24 protein-coding genes are annotated in these 17,485 nt (G+C 28.2%); all 24 read right to left on the bottom strand.

Annotated features, from left to right (window positions below; genetic code table 11):
* Positions 1-11 precede the first annotated feature (11 nt).
* The 24 genes from terL to HNR33_RS04330 all read right to left on the bottom strand — a co-directional run bounded on the left by terL (position 12) and on the right by HNR33_RS04330 (position 17,142).
* Positions 12-1,715 (bottom strand): phage terminase large subunit, encoded by a 1,704-nt coding sequence (gene terL, locus HNR33_RS04215; RefSeq protein ID WP_429080373.1) that lies wholly within the window; start codon positions 1,713-1,715, stop codon positions 12-14.
* Positions 1,716-1,874 (bottom strand): hypothetical protein, encoded by a 159-nt coding sequence (locus HNR33_RS04220; RefSeq protein ID WP_429080376.1) that lies wholly within the window; start codon positions 1,872-1,874, stop codon positions 1,716-1,718.
* Between the two features lie 129 nt (positions 1,875-2,003).
* Positions 2,004-2,756 (bottom strand): hypothetical protein, encoded by a 753-nt coding sequence (locus tag HNR33_RS04225; protein ID WP_429080379.1) that lies wholly within the window; start codon positions 2,754-2,756, stop codon positions 2,004-2,006.
* 255 nt (positions 2,757-3,011) lie between these two features.
* Positions 3,012-3,599 carry a recombinase family protein gene (locus HNR33_RS04230; RefSeq protein ID WP_429080382.1) on the bottom strand — a complete coding sequence of 196 codons (588 nt, stop codon included), beginning with the start codon at positions 3,597-3,599 and terminating at the stop codon, positions 3,012-3,014.
* A 133-nt stretch (positions 3,600-3,732) separates the two neighbouring features.
* Positions 3,733-4,146 (bottom strand): phBC6A51 family helix-turn-helix protein, encoded by a 414-nt coding sequence (locus HNR33_RS04235; protein ID WP_429080385.1) that lies wholly within the window; start codon positions 4,144-4,146, stop codon positions 3,733-3,735.
* Between the two features lie 136 nt (positions 4,147-4,282).
* Positions 4,283-4,912 carry a hypothetical protein gene (locus HNR33_RS04240; protein WP_429080388.1) on the bottom strand — a complete coding sequence of 210 codons (630 nt, stop codon included), beginning with the start codon at positions 4,910-4,912 and terminating at the stop codon, positions 4,283-4,285.
* Between the two features lie 67 nt (positions 4,913-4,979).
* On the bottom strand, positions 4,980-5,204 hold the full coding sequence (locus tag HNR33_RS04245) for a hypothetical protein (RefSeq protein ID WP_429080390.1): 225 nt from the start codon (positions 5,202-5,204) through the stop codon (positions 4,980-4,982).
* Between the two features lie 116 nt (positions 5,205-5,320).
* Positions 5,321-5,488: a hypothetical protein gene (locus tag HNR33_RS04250; protein ID WP_429080392.1), complete on the bottom strand. Its 168-nt coding sequence runs from the start codon at positions 5,486-5,488 to the stop codon at positions 5,321-5,323.
* A gap of 46 nt (positions 5,489-5,534) precedes the next feature.
* Entirely contained in the window at positions 5,535-5,705 is a 171-nt protein-coding gene (locus HNR33_RS04255; RefSeq protein ID WP_429080394.1) for a hypothetical protein, read from the bottom strand.
* Positions 5,706-5,760: 55 nt separating this feature from the next.
* A complete protein-coding gene (locus HNR33_RS04260; protein WP_429080395.1) occupies positions 5,761-6,003 on the bottom strand; it encodes a DUF5659 domain-containing protein in 243 nt (80 codons plus the stop codon).
* A 106-nt stretch (positions 6,004-6,109) separates the two neighbouring features.
* Positions 6,110-6,454: a hypothetical protein gene (locus HNR33_RS04265; protein ID WP_429080397.1), complete on the bottom strand. Its 345-nt coding sequence runs from the start codon at positions 6,452-6,454 to the stop codon at positions 6,110-6,112.
* Positions 6,438-6,728, bottom strand: coding sequence for a hypothetical protein (locus tag HNR33_RS04270; RefSeq protein WP_429080398.1), 291 nt, complete (start codon positions 6,726-6,728; stop codon positions 6,438-6,440). The genes HNR33_RS04265 and HNR33_RS04270 overlap by 17 nt, the downstream gene beginning before the upstream one ends.
* The gene (locus HNR33_RS04275; protein WP_429080399.1) at positions 6,721-6,993 is read right to left on the bottom strand and encodes a hypothetical protein; all 273 of its coding nucleotides are present in this window, start codon (positions 6,991-6,993) and stop codon (positions 6,721-6,723) included. Before HNR33_RS04275 ends, HNR33_RS04270 begins: the two co-directional genes overlap by 8 nt.
* Before the next feature lie 545 nt (positions 6,994-7,538).
* Entirely contained in the window at positions 7,539-7,670 is a 132-nt protein-coding gene (locus HNR33_RS04280; protein ID WP_429080401.1) for a hypothetical protein, read from the bottom strand.
* A complete protein-coding gene (locus tag HNR33_RS04285; protein WP_429080403.1) occupies positions 7,667-8,581 on the bottom strand; it encodes a hypothetical protein in 915 nt (304 codons plus the stop codon). The genes HNR33_RS04280 and HNR33_RS04285 overlap by 4 nt, the downstream gene beginning before the upstream one ends.
* A gap of 198 nt (positions 8,582-8,779) precedes the next feature.
* The gene (locus HNR33_RS04290) at positions 8,780-8,917 is read right to left on the bottom strand and encodes a hypothetical protein (protein ID WP_429080405.1); all 138 of its coding nucleotides are present in this window, start codon (positions 8,915-8,917) and stop codon (positions 8,780-8,782) included.
* Between the two features lie 55 nt (positions 8,918-8,972).
* The gene (locus HNR33_RS04295) at positions 8,973-9,212 is read right to left on the bottom strand and encodes a hypothetical protein (protein ID WP_429080407.1); all 240 of its coding nucleotides are present in this window, start codon (positions 9,210-9,212) and stop codon (positions 8,973-8,975) included.
* Between the two features lie 313 nt (positions 9,213-9,525).
* Positions 9,526-11,454 carry a hypothetical protein gene (locus HNR33_RS04300; protein WP_429080409.1) on the bottom strand — a complete coding sequence of 643 codons (1,929 nt, stop codon included), beginning with the start codon at positions 11,452-11,454 and terminating at the stop codon, positions 9,526-9,528.
* 24 nt (positions 11,455-11,478) lie between these two features.
* Positions 11,479-11,643 (bottom strand): hypothetical protein, encoded by a 165-nt coding sequence (locus HNR33_RS04305; protein ID WP_429080411.1) that lies wholly within the window; start codon positions 11,641-11,643, stop codon positions 11,479-11,481.
* Positions 11,644-11,664: 21 nt separating this feature from the next.
* The gene (locus HNR33_RS04310; protein WP_429080413.1) at positions 11,665-11,859 is read right to left on the bottom strand and encodes a DUF5659 domain-containing protein; all 195 of its coding nucleotides are present in this window, start codon (positions 11,857-11,859) and stop codon (positions 11,665-11,667) included.
* 48 nt (positions 11,860-11,907) lie between these two features.
* A complete protein-coding gene (locus tag HNR33_RS04315; RefSeq protein ID WP_429080415.1) occupies positions 11,908-12,414 on the bottom strand; it encodes a hypothetical protein in 507 nt (168 codons plus the stop codon).
* An 83-nt stretch (positions 12,415-12,497) separates the two neighbouring features.
* Positions 12,498-16,028, bottom strand: a complete 3,531-nt coding sequence (locus tag HNR33_RS04320) for an RNA dependent RNA polymerase (protein WP_429080417.1) — start codon at positions 16,026-16,028, stop codon at positions 12,498-12,500.
* Between the two features lie 23 nt (positions 16,029-16,051).
* Positions 16,052-16,675, bottom strand: coding sequence for a hypothetical protein (locus tag HNR33_RS04325; protein WP_429080419.1), 624 nt, complete (start codon positions 16,673-16,675; stop codon positions 16,052-16,054).
* A gap of 26 nt (positions 16,676-16,701) precedes the next feature.
* Positions 16,702-17,142 carry a hypothetical protein gene (locus HNR33_RS04330; RefSeq protein ID WP_429080421.1) on the bottom strand — a complete coding sequence of 147 codons (441 nt, stop codon included), beginning with the start codon at positions 17,140-17,142 and terminating at the stop codon, positions 16,702-16,704.
* Positions 17,143-17,485 lie beyond the last annotated feature (343 nt).

Here is a 17,485-nt window from a genome sequence, read left to right on the forward strand (position 1 = left end):
ATTTCACCACCTTAAAATAATAAAGACCTATCATAAAATTTGATAGGTTCAATAGTTTGTATTTCATCAACTAATCTATCAAACTCAGCTAAAATATCAGGAGCATCATCATGCTTTGAAAATCCTTGACCCTGATATGCTAAAACTTGTTCGATAAACTCTGTATCATCTTTATTAAAAATAATAAAGCCACTATCAACTTTACCGGATATGGCTCTAATCTTAGCTTCTTTATTCTTATTTTGTCTTTCATTTAAAATAGTAATGTTTCTAGCTTTTAGAGAAGGTTCTTTTTCAATTCTCTTCTCTATTTCCCTAACATCTGCAGAGTTATATGTATTTTTTTCCACCCATATAGCACTAATATCCTCATATTCCTTTAATAATTCAATAACTTTGTCAATATAATCATCAAATTTAACCTTATTAATAATTCCTTTTCTTACATATCTAAATTGATTATGTGTTTTACCACCTATTATTATTGCAGTATAGTCATTCTTTGCCCCTGTTTCAACTGCAGGGTCAATACACATGATAGTTTTAATATATTCTTGTTGTTCAATCTCTTCTTTAGGTAATGTTTTACTTTGGTGAAATGCTCTCTCTCCGATTTTATCTGCATCATTCATTAATTCAGATTTAAAACTAATCGGATCAGAGTAATACTCTATAGCTAAATCTAAACAATTCCACTTGTCTTCCCATAAAACAGGATACTGCATCTCCTTTTCATGCTCAAAATAAAACTCTTTAGCATACGAAACAGGGTCATCAAGTTTATTATTAAAATATATCTTCTTAAATTCAGCCCACAAGCCATTATTATATAATTCATCTGCATCATCAACTAAAACTGCCTTATGTTTAATATGCTTAAAAGTTTTATCTTTTAATAGTCTAGAAGGAAGGTCATCATTGTGTAGAATAGTATTGATTACTATTATTTTAGTCGCCTTTTTAATCTTTTTCCCATTTCTATAAACTGCTTCGTCACCTGCATACTTAACATCAGACATAAAGGTTTGATATTTTTTATCTCTAGCTTCCTGAGTAAGAATATCATTTCTATTAATGTAGTCATCGCATATAATCAAACTTGGTCTAACTTGTTTACCTTTAACTGAGTATTTTTTTCCCCGCATCGAACTCGAACTAGAAATAGCTTGAACTTTTGTACCGTTTGCTAATTCTAATTCAAGTTTATTTACTGTGAAATTCTTTTTATCTACTAACTCACCAAATGCTTTCTTAATATATTGGTTACTTTCAAATGTATCTCTAACCAATTCAACAAATTGAACTGCATCCAATTCTGTACTTCCTGCCACAAGAGTATATATAGACTCTTTATAACAATGAGCATAACAAGTTAATCCATAGTTTAGTATAGTTGACTTTGCACTTCCTCTAGGCTCTATTAATAATAGTCGGTCAAACTCATCATCAATTATCATGTTTTCACATTCATTCCATATTTGATAATGAAAATCCGCTAATTCTCTTGCATTATTGTTTTCTTTAACTCTGAAAGTATCCTGAAGAAAATACAAACAGAAAAAGGGAATTGACCTTTTGCCTAATGAATAAGCAAGACCATTTTCACCCCAAAGGTTACTCTTGTGTTCTAGCATTAACTCTTTAGCTTTATCCGAACCGTACATTTGACTCAGATATTTATATAAAAGTTGAATATCCTCTTTATTATCGGACATTTACATCACCTTAAAATGCATAAAGAATAACAACACACATAAAACACAAGTAGCCATTATGTAGTGTCCTCTTGTATCAGTAAATTCTTCTTTATTTAGACTCATGCCAAAGAATGTAAATACAAATAGTGAGAATAGTATAGTTAAAAATATTTTCATGTTATCAGCTCCTTTATTTTAACTGTTCAAGTTTAACATTACAGTTTATCAATTATGATAAGATTTATTATGATATTATGGGGCAAAATAAAAGAACCTATATAATAGGCTCTTAAAGCAATTTATTCTTTAATCATCTTTTAATAAGTCAAAACCTAGTTGTTCATTTATATATTGATTTAGCTCTATTCTATTCTTTTCACTTTCCGACATTGGTTTACTCTCTTTTACCACATTATCAATTACACCTCTTATTTTTCTTGATATTAGATTCATAGATTCATAACCAAATTCACTTTCCATAAATCCAGATGCTATCATTTCATGAATATTATTAATAGATCTTTCATCTCTAATATCAAATTTTGCAATTTGAGTATCTATAGTTTTATGTATTTTCAAAATCTCTTCATTTTTGTTTAAACTATATTGATAACCTAGTACATGTCCCCACTCGTGCCAAACTATATCTTTTATATAACCTTCCTTTCTAAAATTAAACGTTATTTCATCTAATCTCTTTTTAATATTTGTATGATTAAATAAAATTCTTCGTTCTTTTGAATTATATTCTGCTAAATAATTTCTCGTATCATACTTATTACCATTAATATCTATTTTGAAATTAGGTTTATAATATTTTATATTTCTCATATATTCTTTTACTTTATTTTCTTCTAATTTTTTAGATTCAATTAATTTTCCCTTTAGAAGTTCATAAACATCTAATTCATACGTGTAACAATCGCCAACAATTTCAACTGTAACCTTAGGATATAATGTCATTAGCTTATTTATTTCTTCTATTATAATATCAATATATTTTTGAGATAAACCTTCTTTATCATTAGCTGTAAATAGAAATTTTATTATATTTTCCATAACCACACTTCTCCTAAATAATATTATTGTATATACTAACATTAGATAAATGAAGACTCAAATCCTTTAAATATTTATCGCAATTATCGACATTATAATCCTTTTAAAACCCCTAAAATTTATATAAAAACTATTTTGATATTTTTAAAACCCTAAAATTGGTAAGAAAAATTATGTAACTGGCTACGGGGCTATCCTCCCATCTCTATTTAGAAACACCCCTACCACATCAGTACATAAAAAAAGAACAGTCCATTATTTCGACTGCTCTTGCATAGCCTTCCTCTTCCTCATTTCTCTTGTTAATGTTGACTTACTAATCTTTGTCATCTTTTCTACTTCTGTATATGAATGTTCTTTAAGTAAATCTAAAGCATGATTAATCTGTTCATCCGTATATCTTTTAGGTCTACCTTCTTTAAATCCTGCCTTAGTCTTTGCAATTGCTTTACCTTCTTGAGTACGTTCAACTATCATATCTCTTTCGTATTCTGCAAACGCAAAGAATATATTTCTCATCAATTTACTAGCTGGAGTATTATCTAATATACCCATATTGAGTATATTTACTTTTACCCCTCGGTCAATTAATTCCTGTACTATTGTAGCACCATGGATTGTACTTCTAGCAAACCTATCTAGTTTTGTTACAACTAGCATATCACCACTTTCTAGTTTGCCAAGTAACTTATCAAATTCTGGTCTATTCGCTTTAGTTCCTGTGTAACCTTCTTTATATATTTCTGTTGCCCCTGCTTGATGTAATAACTCTACTTGATGCTCTAAGCTATTACCATCTTTTAATTGTCCAAATGTTGATACTCTCGCATACCCATAAATCATAACTTTCCCCTCCAATTGTTTTGATTATAAGTTTTGACTACACTCTATATATTGATTATACTACATAGCAAAATCATAGTCAATACTTTTAAGTTATGATTATGGTTTCCTTAAAATCTTTCTTTTAATGGAATCAACTTACATTCTTCTTTTTCTTCTTATATTCTTCTATGTTTGCTAATATGTCATTATCAGTGATGTTCTCTTTATTTTCTCTACTATCATTCATTTCTAACTTACTAGCTGGTTTTCCTAATGCTCTATCAATAAAATATTTTAATACCTCAGCTTTGACTCTACTATTTTGAGTGGATAGCTGCAATTCCCAAAGTTTATCTACTGCATCTTGTAACTTACTATCAATAATTTTTTCACACAAGACTTTTCTGTCCTGTATCCGTCTGTTAAGCTCAGCCTTAAACTCATCATTATCAAGCCAATTATATAACGCTTGTCTACTAACACCAACCTTTTTCGCTATATCAGTTCTACTCAACTCTCCATCAACTAGCAATTGTATCGCTAATATTTTTTGTTGGTCTAACATTGTTATCACCTGCCTTATTTCTGGTATTTACATTTTACATATTATTACACAGTCGTATACTATATGTAGTGTTATATTTTTAAACATAACTATATGTAGACAAAATAAAAAGAGCCCTCATAGGCTCTATAATTCACTATTCTATTACTTTAATCAATATATCCGCAGTATATTTCCATTCATCTTTATTTTGAGTAATATTATCTATACCTCCACCTCTGCGTTTAATTATATTAATCTTCCAATTAATTTTATCTTCTATTTTAAAATCTACAGCCATATTTAATGGTATATTAGATATCTTTGAAAGAATATTGCTTGAAGTTTGAATTCTAATTTCATATTGTCTATCTGTTTCTACTTTTTTTATCCAATCAACCCAAATTTCATTACCATCTAAAAAACCCGTATGGGATCTTTCTAAAAAAATATCTGCTTCAATTAATCCATTAATATATTTATCACAACTTTTATTGGCGATATCTATATCTCTTTCGTCAAGTCTACCTATAAATTTTTTTAAATCTTCCCATATCCTCAGTTCTCCATTTTCATATTCATTCTTAACTATTATTTCTAGTTTATTCATTTGTTCTTTAGTAACAGTAAGATTATCTTTTTCAAAATAATAAATATATCTATCATATACATTATTACTACATCTATATATCTTATTATTAAAAATCATATAATAATCTTCTTCAATTTCAATAACATGTATCTTATTTTTTCTTATTCTTGAATATAAATTATTCCATTTATCCAATATTTCATCCCCTTTCAATATATTCACTTCAATACATAAAAGGGAAATCCTTCTAAATGTCGAACGATTACTCGATATTAATATCTACAAAATTTGGTTCTCTATTTTCTAGTAATGCAACTGCAATCTCCAGTCCATTATACAATCCAACCATATAATCGCCCTGATCTATATTACCTTTGCTACCCTGTATATTTTCGAGATTTTTTAAAGAATTAATCTTTTTTTCAATATCATTTGTCTTAACAATAACACCTAATTTTCTCAATTCCAACTCTTCGTTTAATTCCATATTCTCAATTCCAACTCTTCGTTTAATTCCATATTTACAATTTCTAATCCAGATTTCTTTTCAAATAATTTCTTAAATAATTTCATTCAACAATACCTCCAATTTTTTATTTTTCACTATTTCACAATATCCTTCAACACATCTATCAATTCACTCAAACTACCTTCTATCCTATCAATTCTCTCAACCACTTTTTTCTCAATTCTATTGTCAATATCCTGAATTATCTCGTCATATGTATCACAGTATAAATCTTTCAACTTACTATATAACTCATTATCCAATAAAATCACTCCTTAAATTAAAAAAGAGCCAATATCTCTATTAGCTCTAAATCTTTCTCATCAATTTATTCATTAATCTCCATTTTGTCTTATTCTTTGCACGTCTAGTAAACTTCTGAGTATCACCCGTCATTAATCCTACAACAGCTTCTGCATCTTTAACTTTAGCATTAACCTTGTTTACTTTCCTTGTAAACTTCTTAAACTCCTTTAACATATCATCACGCCCTTATATATAATCTTATTTCTATTATATACCTTTATGGGAATATTTAATACTTAGCACCCTTAATTAAATCGTTAACAACATGATAATTATGTACGAGTTTTCTTATCTCTTCATTTTCTTTATATGCTTTAATAGCTGCAAACAATTCATTATTTTTAGGATAGAAAAAGCCTATTTTGTTTCCAACCTTTTCAACTTTATTATGTTTAAACCCATTACTAATTAAATAACTATTAATAAACTTACTTGTAACCCAATAATCATCTCTTTTTTCTGTATTTTCCATCTACATAACCTCCATTAATTCATTTTGATATAAAGTATTTTTAATACAACTTACATCTTCTTTAATTTCTTTTAAATCACTCTTTATCTCTTCCATAATTATCCTCCTATTTTTCTTCACCTAAAACCGCAAAATACATATCAGTCCACATATCTTCTAGCACATCATATTTCTCTTCAGTTTCAACCAATTTCTCTTTTAGGTTTTCTAACTGATTCTGCATTTGTCTAACTCTATTAATTTTTTCTAATCTAGTATATAAGTCAATCTCAACACGCAACTCTTCTATCTTTTTAGTTGTTTCTACAATTTCATCGTTAGTCTGGTCTAGTAAATCTGATATATGATTGTATTGTACTTGTACTTCAAAATCGCATTGATCTAACAAATCTTCAAAAGGATCATCATAAAAAATAGTTACCTTTCCATTACCGCTAATTATTTCTTTCATAACATTTTACCCCCATCAACTCATTTATTTTTTTATAATCACAACTTGTTTCGCTCAAAATAATACTATTAATGTCTAAATTTGCCCATTCGCTTATAGTATCGTAATAAGGCATAACATACTCGTCTATATCGCCTTTTAATACTTGCATTAGAGTTCGCATCGTCATCTTGTCATCAATCGACATTCTATCCCATTCAAATTGTGTCCTTTCCCATAAATCATCCAAAACATGATTTATAGGCTCTCTATCTCTATCTTTCACTTTACTCACCCCTTAACTCCCTCAATTTATTTTCTAATTCTAATATTTCTTGTTGTTTTTTTATTTCTTCTGTATCGACATTTTTATACTTTAGTATTTCTAATATTTTATTCTGCTTATCTTCTATATACTGTAATTGTCGTTCTATTCTATTTGTTGTGTTAGATACAAGTCTATATGTTTTTTTAATTTCTTCTATAATCTTGTTAGTATCGATGTTTACCTCATTTTTAACACTCTTCAATTCTTCAATTTTCTCTTTAATTTCCATCACTTAACCCCCCCCTAATAAAATTTCTATATGTAAAGTTTATAATTTTAAAAAAGAACGAGGGCAACAGTAAGTCGCCCACATAAGAATAAATATTATTACGGCTGCAAGAGTATATTTTAAAAGCCCTCTTGCAAGTGACTTTCTGAAATAAAATCTTTAATAAATCAAAAAGTACATTCATTGCCACAAAAGTATTTATTCAGCCCTTTTGTGAGTGGCCATTAAGGAAGAATCATAATTATATCTAATAGATATAGTTATGAGAGCAACGCTTATCTTTATAGTCCGAGCAATTGCAGGGCGTCTTTAAATTCGAAGGAGTAGACGATACGGACTTTTAGATTGATATTATGTTTAAGCTACAAAAGTATATTTTATAAGCCCTTTTGTAATCGGCTTATGTTTGATATTATGTTTTAGCCCACAAAGAATACATTTAACGACCGTCCTTTGTGAGTCGGTCGGCTCGTCTGAAAGCACGTGATTACAATAGAAAAGTTGGCTAATCCTTCTCCATCATGCCGAGGGGCTGATAAGCCCCTATATTATATATTCATCATACTAAATACATCATTAACACCCTTAACTGGCTTATATCTATTAGTCACAACCCTCTTCATCTGATAATAACTTTTATATTCCTGTCTATTTAAACTCCGAACATCAACTTTACTCAACAAGCTTCCCCAGTTTTGTAATTCCCTTTTGGAAATATACAAGATCCTATACCTCCTTCTACCCAACATGTTTTTTGTGTATCTCTTCTAGTTACTGCCATACCGATTATGTCATTCTTATCAATTGCATTAAAATTTATATGTCTAGTTATGCTAGTCACTAATTTTATCAAATAAAAAAAGCCCTCCAACTTCTCAGGCTTATAATCAATTTCTAATATTTCACATACTTCTTCTAAGAAAACGGGCTTAACTGTTTTAATTCCTTCATTACAAGCATATATCTTGCTATTTAATCCTAGATTACATTTACCCAACGAAAAATTAAATTTATCTATCTTTTTCTGTACTTCCCAAACTTCTTCTAAGTCTAATACATCACACAAATATCTTTTCTGTGTATAATAATCCTGGTATGCTTTATTCGCAAAATAGGGCTGATATGCACTATCTAACATTAACATTAATGCACTAGCTCTTTCAGATGATGGCTTCAATCCTAAGAGTGAATATGTAAGTATAAAAGAATTCAAGTTATATTTATAAAAATAGTTAAAAGGACTTATACCATCCATGTTAGATAAATTGATATCTTGAGAATTAATTGTATCATCCTTATGTCGCATAGTGACATGATTACTAATACACTTAATACCTTCCTCACACACACTCATATCAACACAAATAATATTATCCTTATTTAATTTACCTTCCATACCCTTTTTAATATAAAATCCCTCTCTATAATCTATAAAACCACCAATCTCCCAATTTGGTCTATATGTAAGTATTAATAATGCCGTTAGTAGACTATCCATATCGTCAGAAATTATAAGATAATATTTCTTCTCTATATCATCCCAAAACCAACCATTACTCTCCTTAATCTTGCCTAAATATTCTTTTTGCATAACTTACGATGCTAATTACTACTCCCAATACCCATTTTTAAACATAAAAAAAAGAGTTCCTAAACAGAAACTCTAAGTCAAACTTATTAAACCTTCTCTCCCTCTCTTAATAACAAACAAAAGGGAGTTTTACGTAATTGCCATCTTTTCACCATCCTTACTTTTATTTTGTTTTCAAGCTAGACATATCTGTCCGTCTTACTTTTTCTTTTTTCTTATCATGCCTTTTTTCCACCTGACAAACTCCTTTAACTTAAAACAATGCTCTTCATTTGTAATCAAATCACGAACATAGAAGTCATGATTTTCTTCATCATAATATAAGAATTGGTACATAAGATTCCTCCTAATAAAAAACCCACCTACAACTAATGCACGTGGGTAATTATTACTATTCAACTATCTCAAAGTCATTATCAACTAAAATATAGTCTGATACATCATCAATCATATGTTTCATCGGGTCAAAACCAAAACTTTCTAATATGTATTTTCCTTTATATTCTCCCAGTAAGTCATCAAATTCGCCTTTAGATTTATCAAAAAATTCATCATCGAGTGATTCGACTTCTATTATAGTTCCTTCTGGTATTGTTGTGGTTATATTCTCATCTTCGTCTAAATAAAACATTGTGTAATCGAAATTTCTATTTAATTTAACTTCAATAATAATTCCTCCCTTAATCTAAATTATAATTTTAATATATATTATCTTACACAAAACACGTTTTTCGTTTTGGGGAAGGAGAGTGACAAAGCGTTATTTTGTTACTCTTAGTATGTAGTGTAAAGACCTAACGCCTTCGCTACGCTCAGTTGTTGTGTCTGCCAAAGAAAAGCATTTTGGCATCCACGAATAGATTTTTAATTTTAATACTAACCAATAATACAATTTAGTGTACTAGTTCCTAATATAACTATTTATTAGAAAGTTGTACACTTTTTTATTTAATATATATCCATTTACCCTTACCAAATTCTCTATTAGCTTTTCTTTGAATATTTCTATTGCTCCATATTTCTTGAAATCTCTTAATTGATTCGTCATTAATATTATTTCTGAACAGCTTTTTCCAATAATAATCTGAAAGTTCGAATTTCTTCTTAAAATCATTTACTAATATTGGAGTTCCATTGTATTTTTTTACCCATTTTATTAGTTTGCTTATTGTAGTTTCTTTATCTCCATAGTTTTCTATATTTGCATCTATAAATTCATTTGGTAAATATGATTTAAAGTCCGCATTTAATTTATCAGCTAATCTCTCAATGTAATTAGAATAATATTGATTGTTGATTATATATACATTACATAACTCTTTATTACTAAAATGTCTACATTTGATTCTCATTATATTCTGCTCAGTATCAACTAGTATTTTACTTCTCATAATCCAATTCATTTCTTTACTTAAAAATATACCTTTTTCCAAAAGTAAAAGCTTTTCAGTTTCCTTTTCAATTTCTAAATTACTCATACTATTCCAGTCGTTATATTTTTTGTTAAGATATATATAAGTAAGCAAATACACGACATCACTTTGTCTATTAAATCCAATTTGTATCATTGTTTTTTTATCTTCCCAATCGTTTTTTCCTTTTATACTCCCAAAATACGCCATTTCATTTGTTTTTAATATCTTGCTAAATTTCTGATATATTCCACTTTTTTGCCCATATGTAAGTACTAAAGCATTATCATCAAAATTATTATTTATCCATTTAGCAATACTTTCTAGACTATAGTTATCTACTTTTAATCTTCTTTGACTAGCACCAAAGGTTATATGATGTATATTAATATCTTTTACATCTTTTTTATCATCAATTTCAATATAATTAAATTTCTCATCATTAATTAAATAATCAACATCATACTTAGCAGTAGCATCAAGAATATAGTACTTACAATTTTCTGTGTCAAATTTATCTTCATTCGATTCTAATAATATGAATTGTCTTTTATTATCTTGCTCTCTATTCTTCTTATTAACAAACAAACAACCATCAGTGTATATCCGCTTAAGTTCTAAAACACTATTATATATATAACTACTTACATTATTAGCTAATATATCAAAAAATTTTTTATCTTCTTCTTCATTTAGAAGTAGAGTTGGCTTAGAATTTTTAAGCCACATGACCTCATATTTTCTACTGTAATTCTTTCTAATATAATCTAAGTCATCATATATCTTTTCAAAAGTATCAAGTAAATAATTTTTTTCATTACCTTCATAGCACTTGTGAATAGCTACTTTAATTTCACTTAAAAATTGTTCATCCACAATTGTTTCACTCATCATAATAGGCTTTTCATCAATAATAGCTATTTCTCTTGTCCCTTTTGCCCATTTATATAAAATATTTCTTTCGCTTTTACTCATTTTAAAATATTTCTGAGTAGTAATTAATATAATTGGATACTTAAACTGTTCTTTTAGCTGCGTTTGAAAATCAATTCTACTCTTACTCTCTAACTCTTCTTTATTATATCGAACAAAATAACATCTATCTTGTAAACCTTCATATTTAATTATTTCTTCTAATCTTTCTAAACTATCAGTAACAACTATTGATCCACATGTTTCTAATATATTATTTCTTGACATCTGACCAATGTAACAATAGTCATTAACTAAGTGTTTTAGAAATGATTTAATAAATATACTCTTTCCTATGCCACATCTGGCAATGATTACATCTACAATACTCTTATCTTTTTTAGTGTATATCATATTAGCTAATGTTTTAGCAAATTCTATTTGTTTTTTATGTAATTCGCTAAACTTATTAATATTATTCATATATTCTGATATGGTCATATCAATTTTTGTTTTTATTTTTTTATCACTAATCTGAAAAATACTCATCCCCTTCAATCCCCTTTCAATCGATTAATCTAATGTGTGATTATTCCACCTTTCCATTAGCTCATTAAATACATTATCAACTTTAAATTTTGCATAAGTTTTACCCCTAGATAACCCTATACTTTCAACAGTTGCTCCCATTTTTATGAATTTATTGGCTTGATATAAATTAAATATAAGTCCGTTCATATTAATACTCATCCTTTCGATCTAGTATCTATTTAATACTTTTTTATATCTTTTTACTTCTTTTCTCAACTCGGGTGAGTCTTCAAATATAAACACTTTATAAAAATTATTACTTCTACTATCTTCAACTTTTAGGATATCGTATCCACTTCTAACTAAATAATTTGCAATTTTAAGACTCTTAACTACATAGTGTTGGATATCTTTTTTATCCATAAAATCATCCTTTCAATCAGATTATAGGAAGGGGATAAACCCCTCCTGCTATAGTTCTATTACCTCAATCTCTTCATTTATTAGATCAATAATATATTTATAGTCATCATCATTTAGTGTAAGTACAAATCGGTCTTCGTCATACTCAAACTTATGAATATATTTAATTCCTAGTGGTTCTTCTAGACCATCAGAATATATCTGTCCATCATGAACAAATATGTCTTTTACGCCTTTTTCTTCAAGCAAATCTACTATAAACCTTTCTACTAGTGATGCTTTATGATAATAACATTTTTCGTTTCCTAGTAGCTTTAGAATTATACCTAGATGTTCTTCAAATCCATATTCTTCATTAAAATTTATATCAATTTTTACATAGTCATATTTGTTGTTGTAAATAAATACTCCATAGCCTCGATTGACTTGATATCCTAAGTTGATATAACTAATTTCAACTTTTAAATTAAGTGATTCTAGGTGTTGCTTTAGTTGCTCACCTATCTCCTTTTGCAATTCATCCATTTCTTTAACACTTATTTTTTCTTTTAACATAAACACACTCCTCCTTTTTTGATTGTACGCACGTTATTATTTTTACTAATTTGTCACCCTTTGGGGGCTTTTAGCCCCCTATATCATGCAATTTGATTAATAATTAATTGCATACTTCTATTAGCTGCTTTATTTACTTTTGCTTTAAAAACTCTACCTACATAATCATTAAGATTTAATCTTATTTTATTATTTTGTATGCTATTTCTAGCAACTGAGAATATAAACTCATCATCAATAAAGAACGATAAATACCCATTTTCATTAATACCTAGTTTAATATCCTTTTCGTTTAATAACTCTTGTAGCTCATCAGGATGCTTTTGTAAATATACAACATTGCAATTATAATTTCTAATTTTATTCATACTATCATCAGCTCCCACAGTTACACTTTCAGTTGTTTCTATATTACATTTCTCTTCTACATCATAAACCGCATAATACTCCCCTTCTTTATACTTAACAACAAACGAACCGTCGTTTATTGGAGCATGAAACATTTTACCTTTCATATATCCGATTCTGTCAATAACTCTACAAATACCTGTTTTAAATGGTAACTTAAAATCTATTTTTACTACTTTAGTTTTATTTATTTCTTCATGTGTTTTTACATTTTCTAATATTCCTTCTGATGCAACTATCCAAGGGAACAAGTAGTTTTTATTTCTATTAATAATATTATCAGGCTTACTATTTTTACTATCTTCATATGCAATTCTAACTGCTACACTTGCTAAAATTGAAGGATTATTACATGTATTTCTCAATTCTTCTATAATTTCATGTATTTCATTAGCTATTTTCTCATCTTTATTTTCCTTATACTGTTTATTTAATTGTTGTAACTTTTCATTTAAAACTTTTTTTCTGATAAATATATCAGTCGGTGCTTTACAAACATGATTACACGCTCTAATTGTTCTAGCTCTAATTTCATCATACAATTCTGCATATAAATCCTTAATTCTTTCCCTTTTTTCTTTTGCATTATCTGAATTATCATACTCGTTTATATCATCTCTTAATTTATCAATCTCACCTTTTCTAGTGCTAAAGTCATTGTGAATTGGTGCTAATCTATCATATAAATCAAAATAAGTGCTTGAGTCATATTTGGACTCATCAATCATCAATTCATGAATTCTATTAATATCCAAATAACTTTTATCTTCAATATCAGTGCCAATTTCATCTAGTCTCATGAATAATTCACCGTTTTCAATTTTTCGTTCAATTCCTTTACACATCATACTTATTGGTGATTTAGCATTCATATATCTTTTTTCAGTACCACCATATATATATCTAAAATAATAAGGTAATCTAGTTGCATTTTGCTTTAATATCTCTGGTATCTCTATAATTTGTTGTGTCTTTGCAGAGTCAATTATTAAAGCCTGAAGCAATTTACACATAGAGTTTGATAGATTATTATGTTTCATATCTCCTAATCCAAATGATTTATCTTGTAATGTAGTATTAATATTAGTTACTTTACCAGTTAAATTTTGAAGATTAACTCTTTCAAAATCTAATATAGCCTGAGTATTTAATTCTACTGCTTTAGCTAATGCTTTATCTTTTGGATTAACTTGAATTAAATCTTCTTCTACTGCATCTTTAAGCACTCTATTATTAGCTATAGGAGTATTAGCTGGAATTACATCTACAATGTCTCCGTCAAGATCACAGCCCGATAATTGGGTCATTGTGAGGTCATAAGTATTAAATTGAATTATATTATGTAAGTGTTTTAAATAGGGATTATCTATTTGAATGAATGGTGCAACTTTTACTTCTGAATGATGAGTTAATGGATAGCGTACTAAGATTTGTTCTGTATTTTCAAGTCCTTTACAATAAAACTCATTATTCTTTAAAAATCCTTTTACTTTGTCAGGGTCACGATATGCAGCCCATTCACAAAATGCAATAATATCGCCTGTGATGTATTGATATCGGCTTGGTATTCTAATTCTACCCTTCATCATCTCATAAAGCATATCTTTAGCTTTATAAAATAAGAATCTTTGAACTTCTTTATCAAATATCATTCTTTCATTTAGTTCTATAGCATTTTTAATATATTCTGCTTTCGTCTTTGTTTCTTCTTTATCGTCATCACTATCTGAATTATCTTCAGATATAATCATATCAAGGAATAATTTTACACTTGCAGTATCAGCTCTTTTAATTACGTCATCTATTAATTTTCTTTCCTCTTGACTTAATACTGCTAAATCATATACACTTAAATTGAGCGAATTGATTAATTGATAAGTCGTTGGAGCGAACTTATCTAAAATATCTTCAGCAAAATTGGCTATTCCGAACTTGGTGTATCCATATTTTTTTATTTGTGAATAGTATTCTTCCATGTTTTCAAATAGCCAATGCTTTTTATCATTCTCATCTATCTCTAATTTTGCTTTGAAACATGATTCTGTAGCTATTATGTCAATATCATCTATGTTATGTGATTTATTCCAAAGGTCAACTATAGTATCTGTTTTTAATACTTCTTTAAAATATTTCTTAATATCGAACTTAACGAATAACCCTTTTATATAAGGTAATCTTCCTTGTATTGCATTTGCGTTACTTACTTGAAGAAATTCCTCAACTTTCTTTGCAAATTCTAATGACATTAAAGCCATACCATCAAAACAATTTATTTCATTTTCATAATCTTTAACCTTTTCTAGTTTATAACCTAGGGTCTTTTCATCTATAGGAAATATCTTTATTTCTTCAGTTTGCTTAGCATGATAAATTGGAAATAATTCTCCCTTTTTGTTTCTAATAACATGTTTAGGCTTATCAAGTTCCTCAACTTTGACTCTCCTACCTTCACTTATCCATCGACCTCTTGTAAAACGGGTATTACTATTTAATTCCGAAAGTTTACTTAAATATTCTTGAGTAAATATTTCATCTACTTCTTCAATCTTTTTATAATATTGTTGTAACCTATTTTCTTCTATCTCCTTTTCTTTAAGCATTTCTGCATACATCTTTTTATCTTCTTTTGTTAATTCATAAGGTACTATCATTTTTACATCTTCGATTACAGTGCGTTCAAAATCAGGTATAATGACTATATTCGGTACATCTGGCATTAGATTAGCACTACTTAATGTTAAGCCTTTAGTGCTTAACCATTTAGCTAGAACAGTCCTTTTGGGTTTCTTACCAAGTGTAATATGCTTTTCTACCTCTTCCTGAATATCTGCTTTAATATATACTGTTTTTTGTGTCCTAGTCATCGAACTAGATTTTTCTGAATAAATATACTTGACTCCATCTACTAATACTCCATTTTCAATAAGTCGGTCATATCTCTTTTTAGCAGACTCACTTCTAATTCCTTTTGATCTCAAAATAAACATCTCTGGAATAGTGTTTTTCACTCTATTATTTTCGTCATCATAGTATCTAATGTCATATTCCTTTTCTAAAACTCTATACATAGTGTCATAAAGTAGATTTTCAGAATTAGGGTATTCAATACGATTATTACTGTTAAAGTATAATTCCCCATCTTTTTCTTCAATGTCTTTAAATCTGTATTGATAAACATAATACTGTTTTCGCTTTCTAGTAGCCATAGTTAAAATTCCTCCTTAATAATTTATATAAATTCGTAATTACCTTCCTTTACTAATTCAATTAACTTTTTACAAAATTGAACTGATACTAAACCATTAATCTCTTTTCCTTTAGTTATTAAATCATTAATAGCTACTTTTTCTAATTTAAAGCTATTAATATCGTTTTCATTGATAGGTATATGAAATGAATAATTTGGAGTTTCAAAGAACATAAAATAGTTCTTAACTTCTTCAACTTCTATTACATCTATAAAATAAACATAATCATCTTCGTCATTATCAAAATAACAGTTTTCATATATCGCTTTACTAAGTAATTCATTGTATTCATCTTCATAGTCATAATAACGTATTCTATTTTGCTTTTTATTAGTTGTTTCGTGTATACAAATAGGCTTCAACAGTTCCTTTAATAGAAAATCTTTTTGCTCATAATATTCTTGTTCCTGCTCCTTATACTTTTCAACAGACTTAAATGAATAATCATTTTTATAGCCTGACATCTTGCCCTTTTGATAATATTCATTTTTCTTATCCCTGCAATTCTTAGCTCTTTTATTTATTGAATATAAAGCTAATTCAAGCATCTCCATAGTAATGATGTCATTTTTTAAATTATCATTAAAAGCCTTTGGTGTTTTCAATTCACTTTCTCCCCCTTAGAGTTTTATTATAGATATTTAGCAATATCTTCTTCGGTTATTTCTCTCTTTTCTTCAAATTTTTTAGAAGCATAATATTCCGCCTCTTCTTCTGAGTGATCATAGTTAATATACATTCTTTTTATTTCCTCATATTCATGTTGAACCTTCTGTTTATTAATATCCATTATAATTTCAATTCTATCTAAGCATTCATCGTGACAAGTCACCATAAAATCATAATATCCTTCGCCTTGATACCCTGTATTTTCGCTTATTTCAAAACCTTCATCATCTGCCCAATTAAATCTCTCCATATATTCTTTTTTCCATTCATCCTTATTTGTTATATATTTAATGTCTAATTCTACTAAATCTTCAGCTGAATCTGGGTAATATATATATGCTTCAGCCAACCCATTCTCTAAGCAGTATCTAATATACTCTTTCTTTAACTCTTCATTTCTCATAATAAATTCCTCCCCCTTTTGGTATACAAATTTTTACTTGTTAATTTTTGCTAGTACTTCGAGTCATCTGCCTGACTTTAATTGATATTTTTTTCCATACACATAATTTTTGTTATATGCACTTGACAATCACCTCCTCGTTCAGTTATAATTGATAGCGTAAAGATATAAATCTACCCTTTCTTAAAAAAGGGTGCAAAAAAGTAAAGTTTTTAAAAAACTCCAAAAAAAGTAATTAAATAAAGTTGTTTTGAAGGGATATCTGGAAAAAGGCATAGAGATACCCCTATTATTATAATATAACACGTTTGGTACAGGCTGTCAAGCGATTTTGTTATGTTTT

The sequence above is a fragment of the Brassicibacter mesophilus genome (genome assembly GCF_050433385.1).
Taxonomy (GTDB): domain Bacteria; phylum Bacillota; class Clostridia; order Tissierellales; family Proteiniboraceae; genus Brassicibacter; species Brassicibacter mesophilus.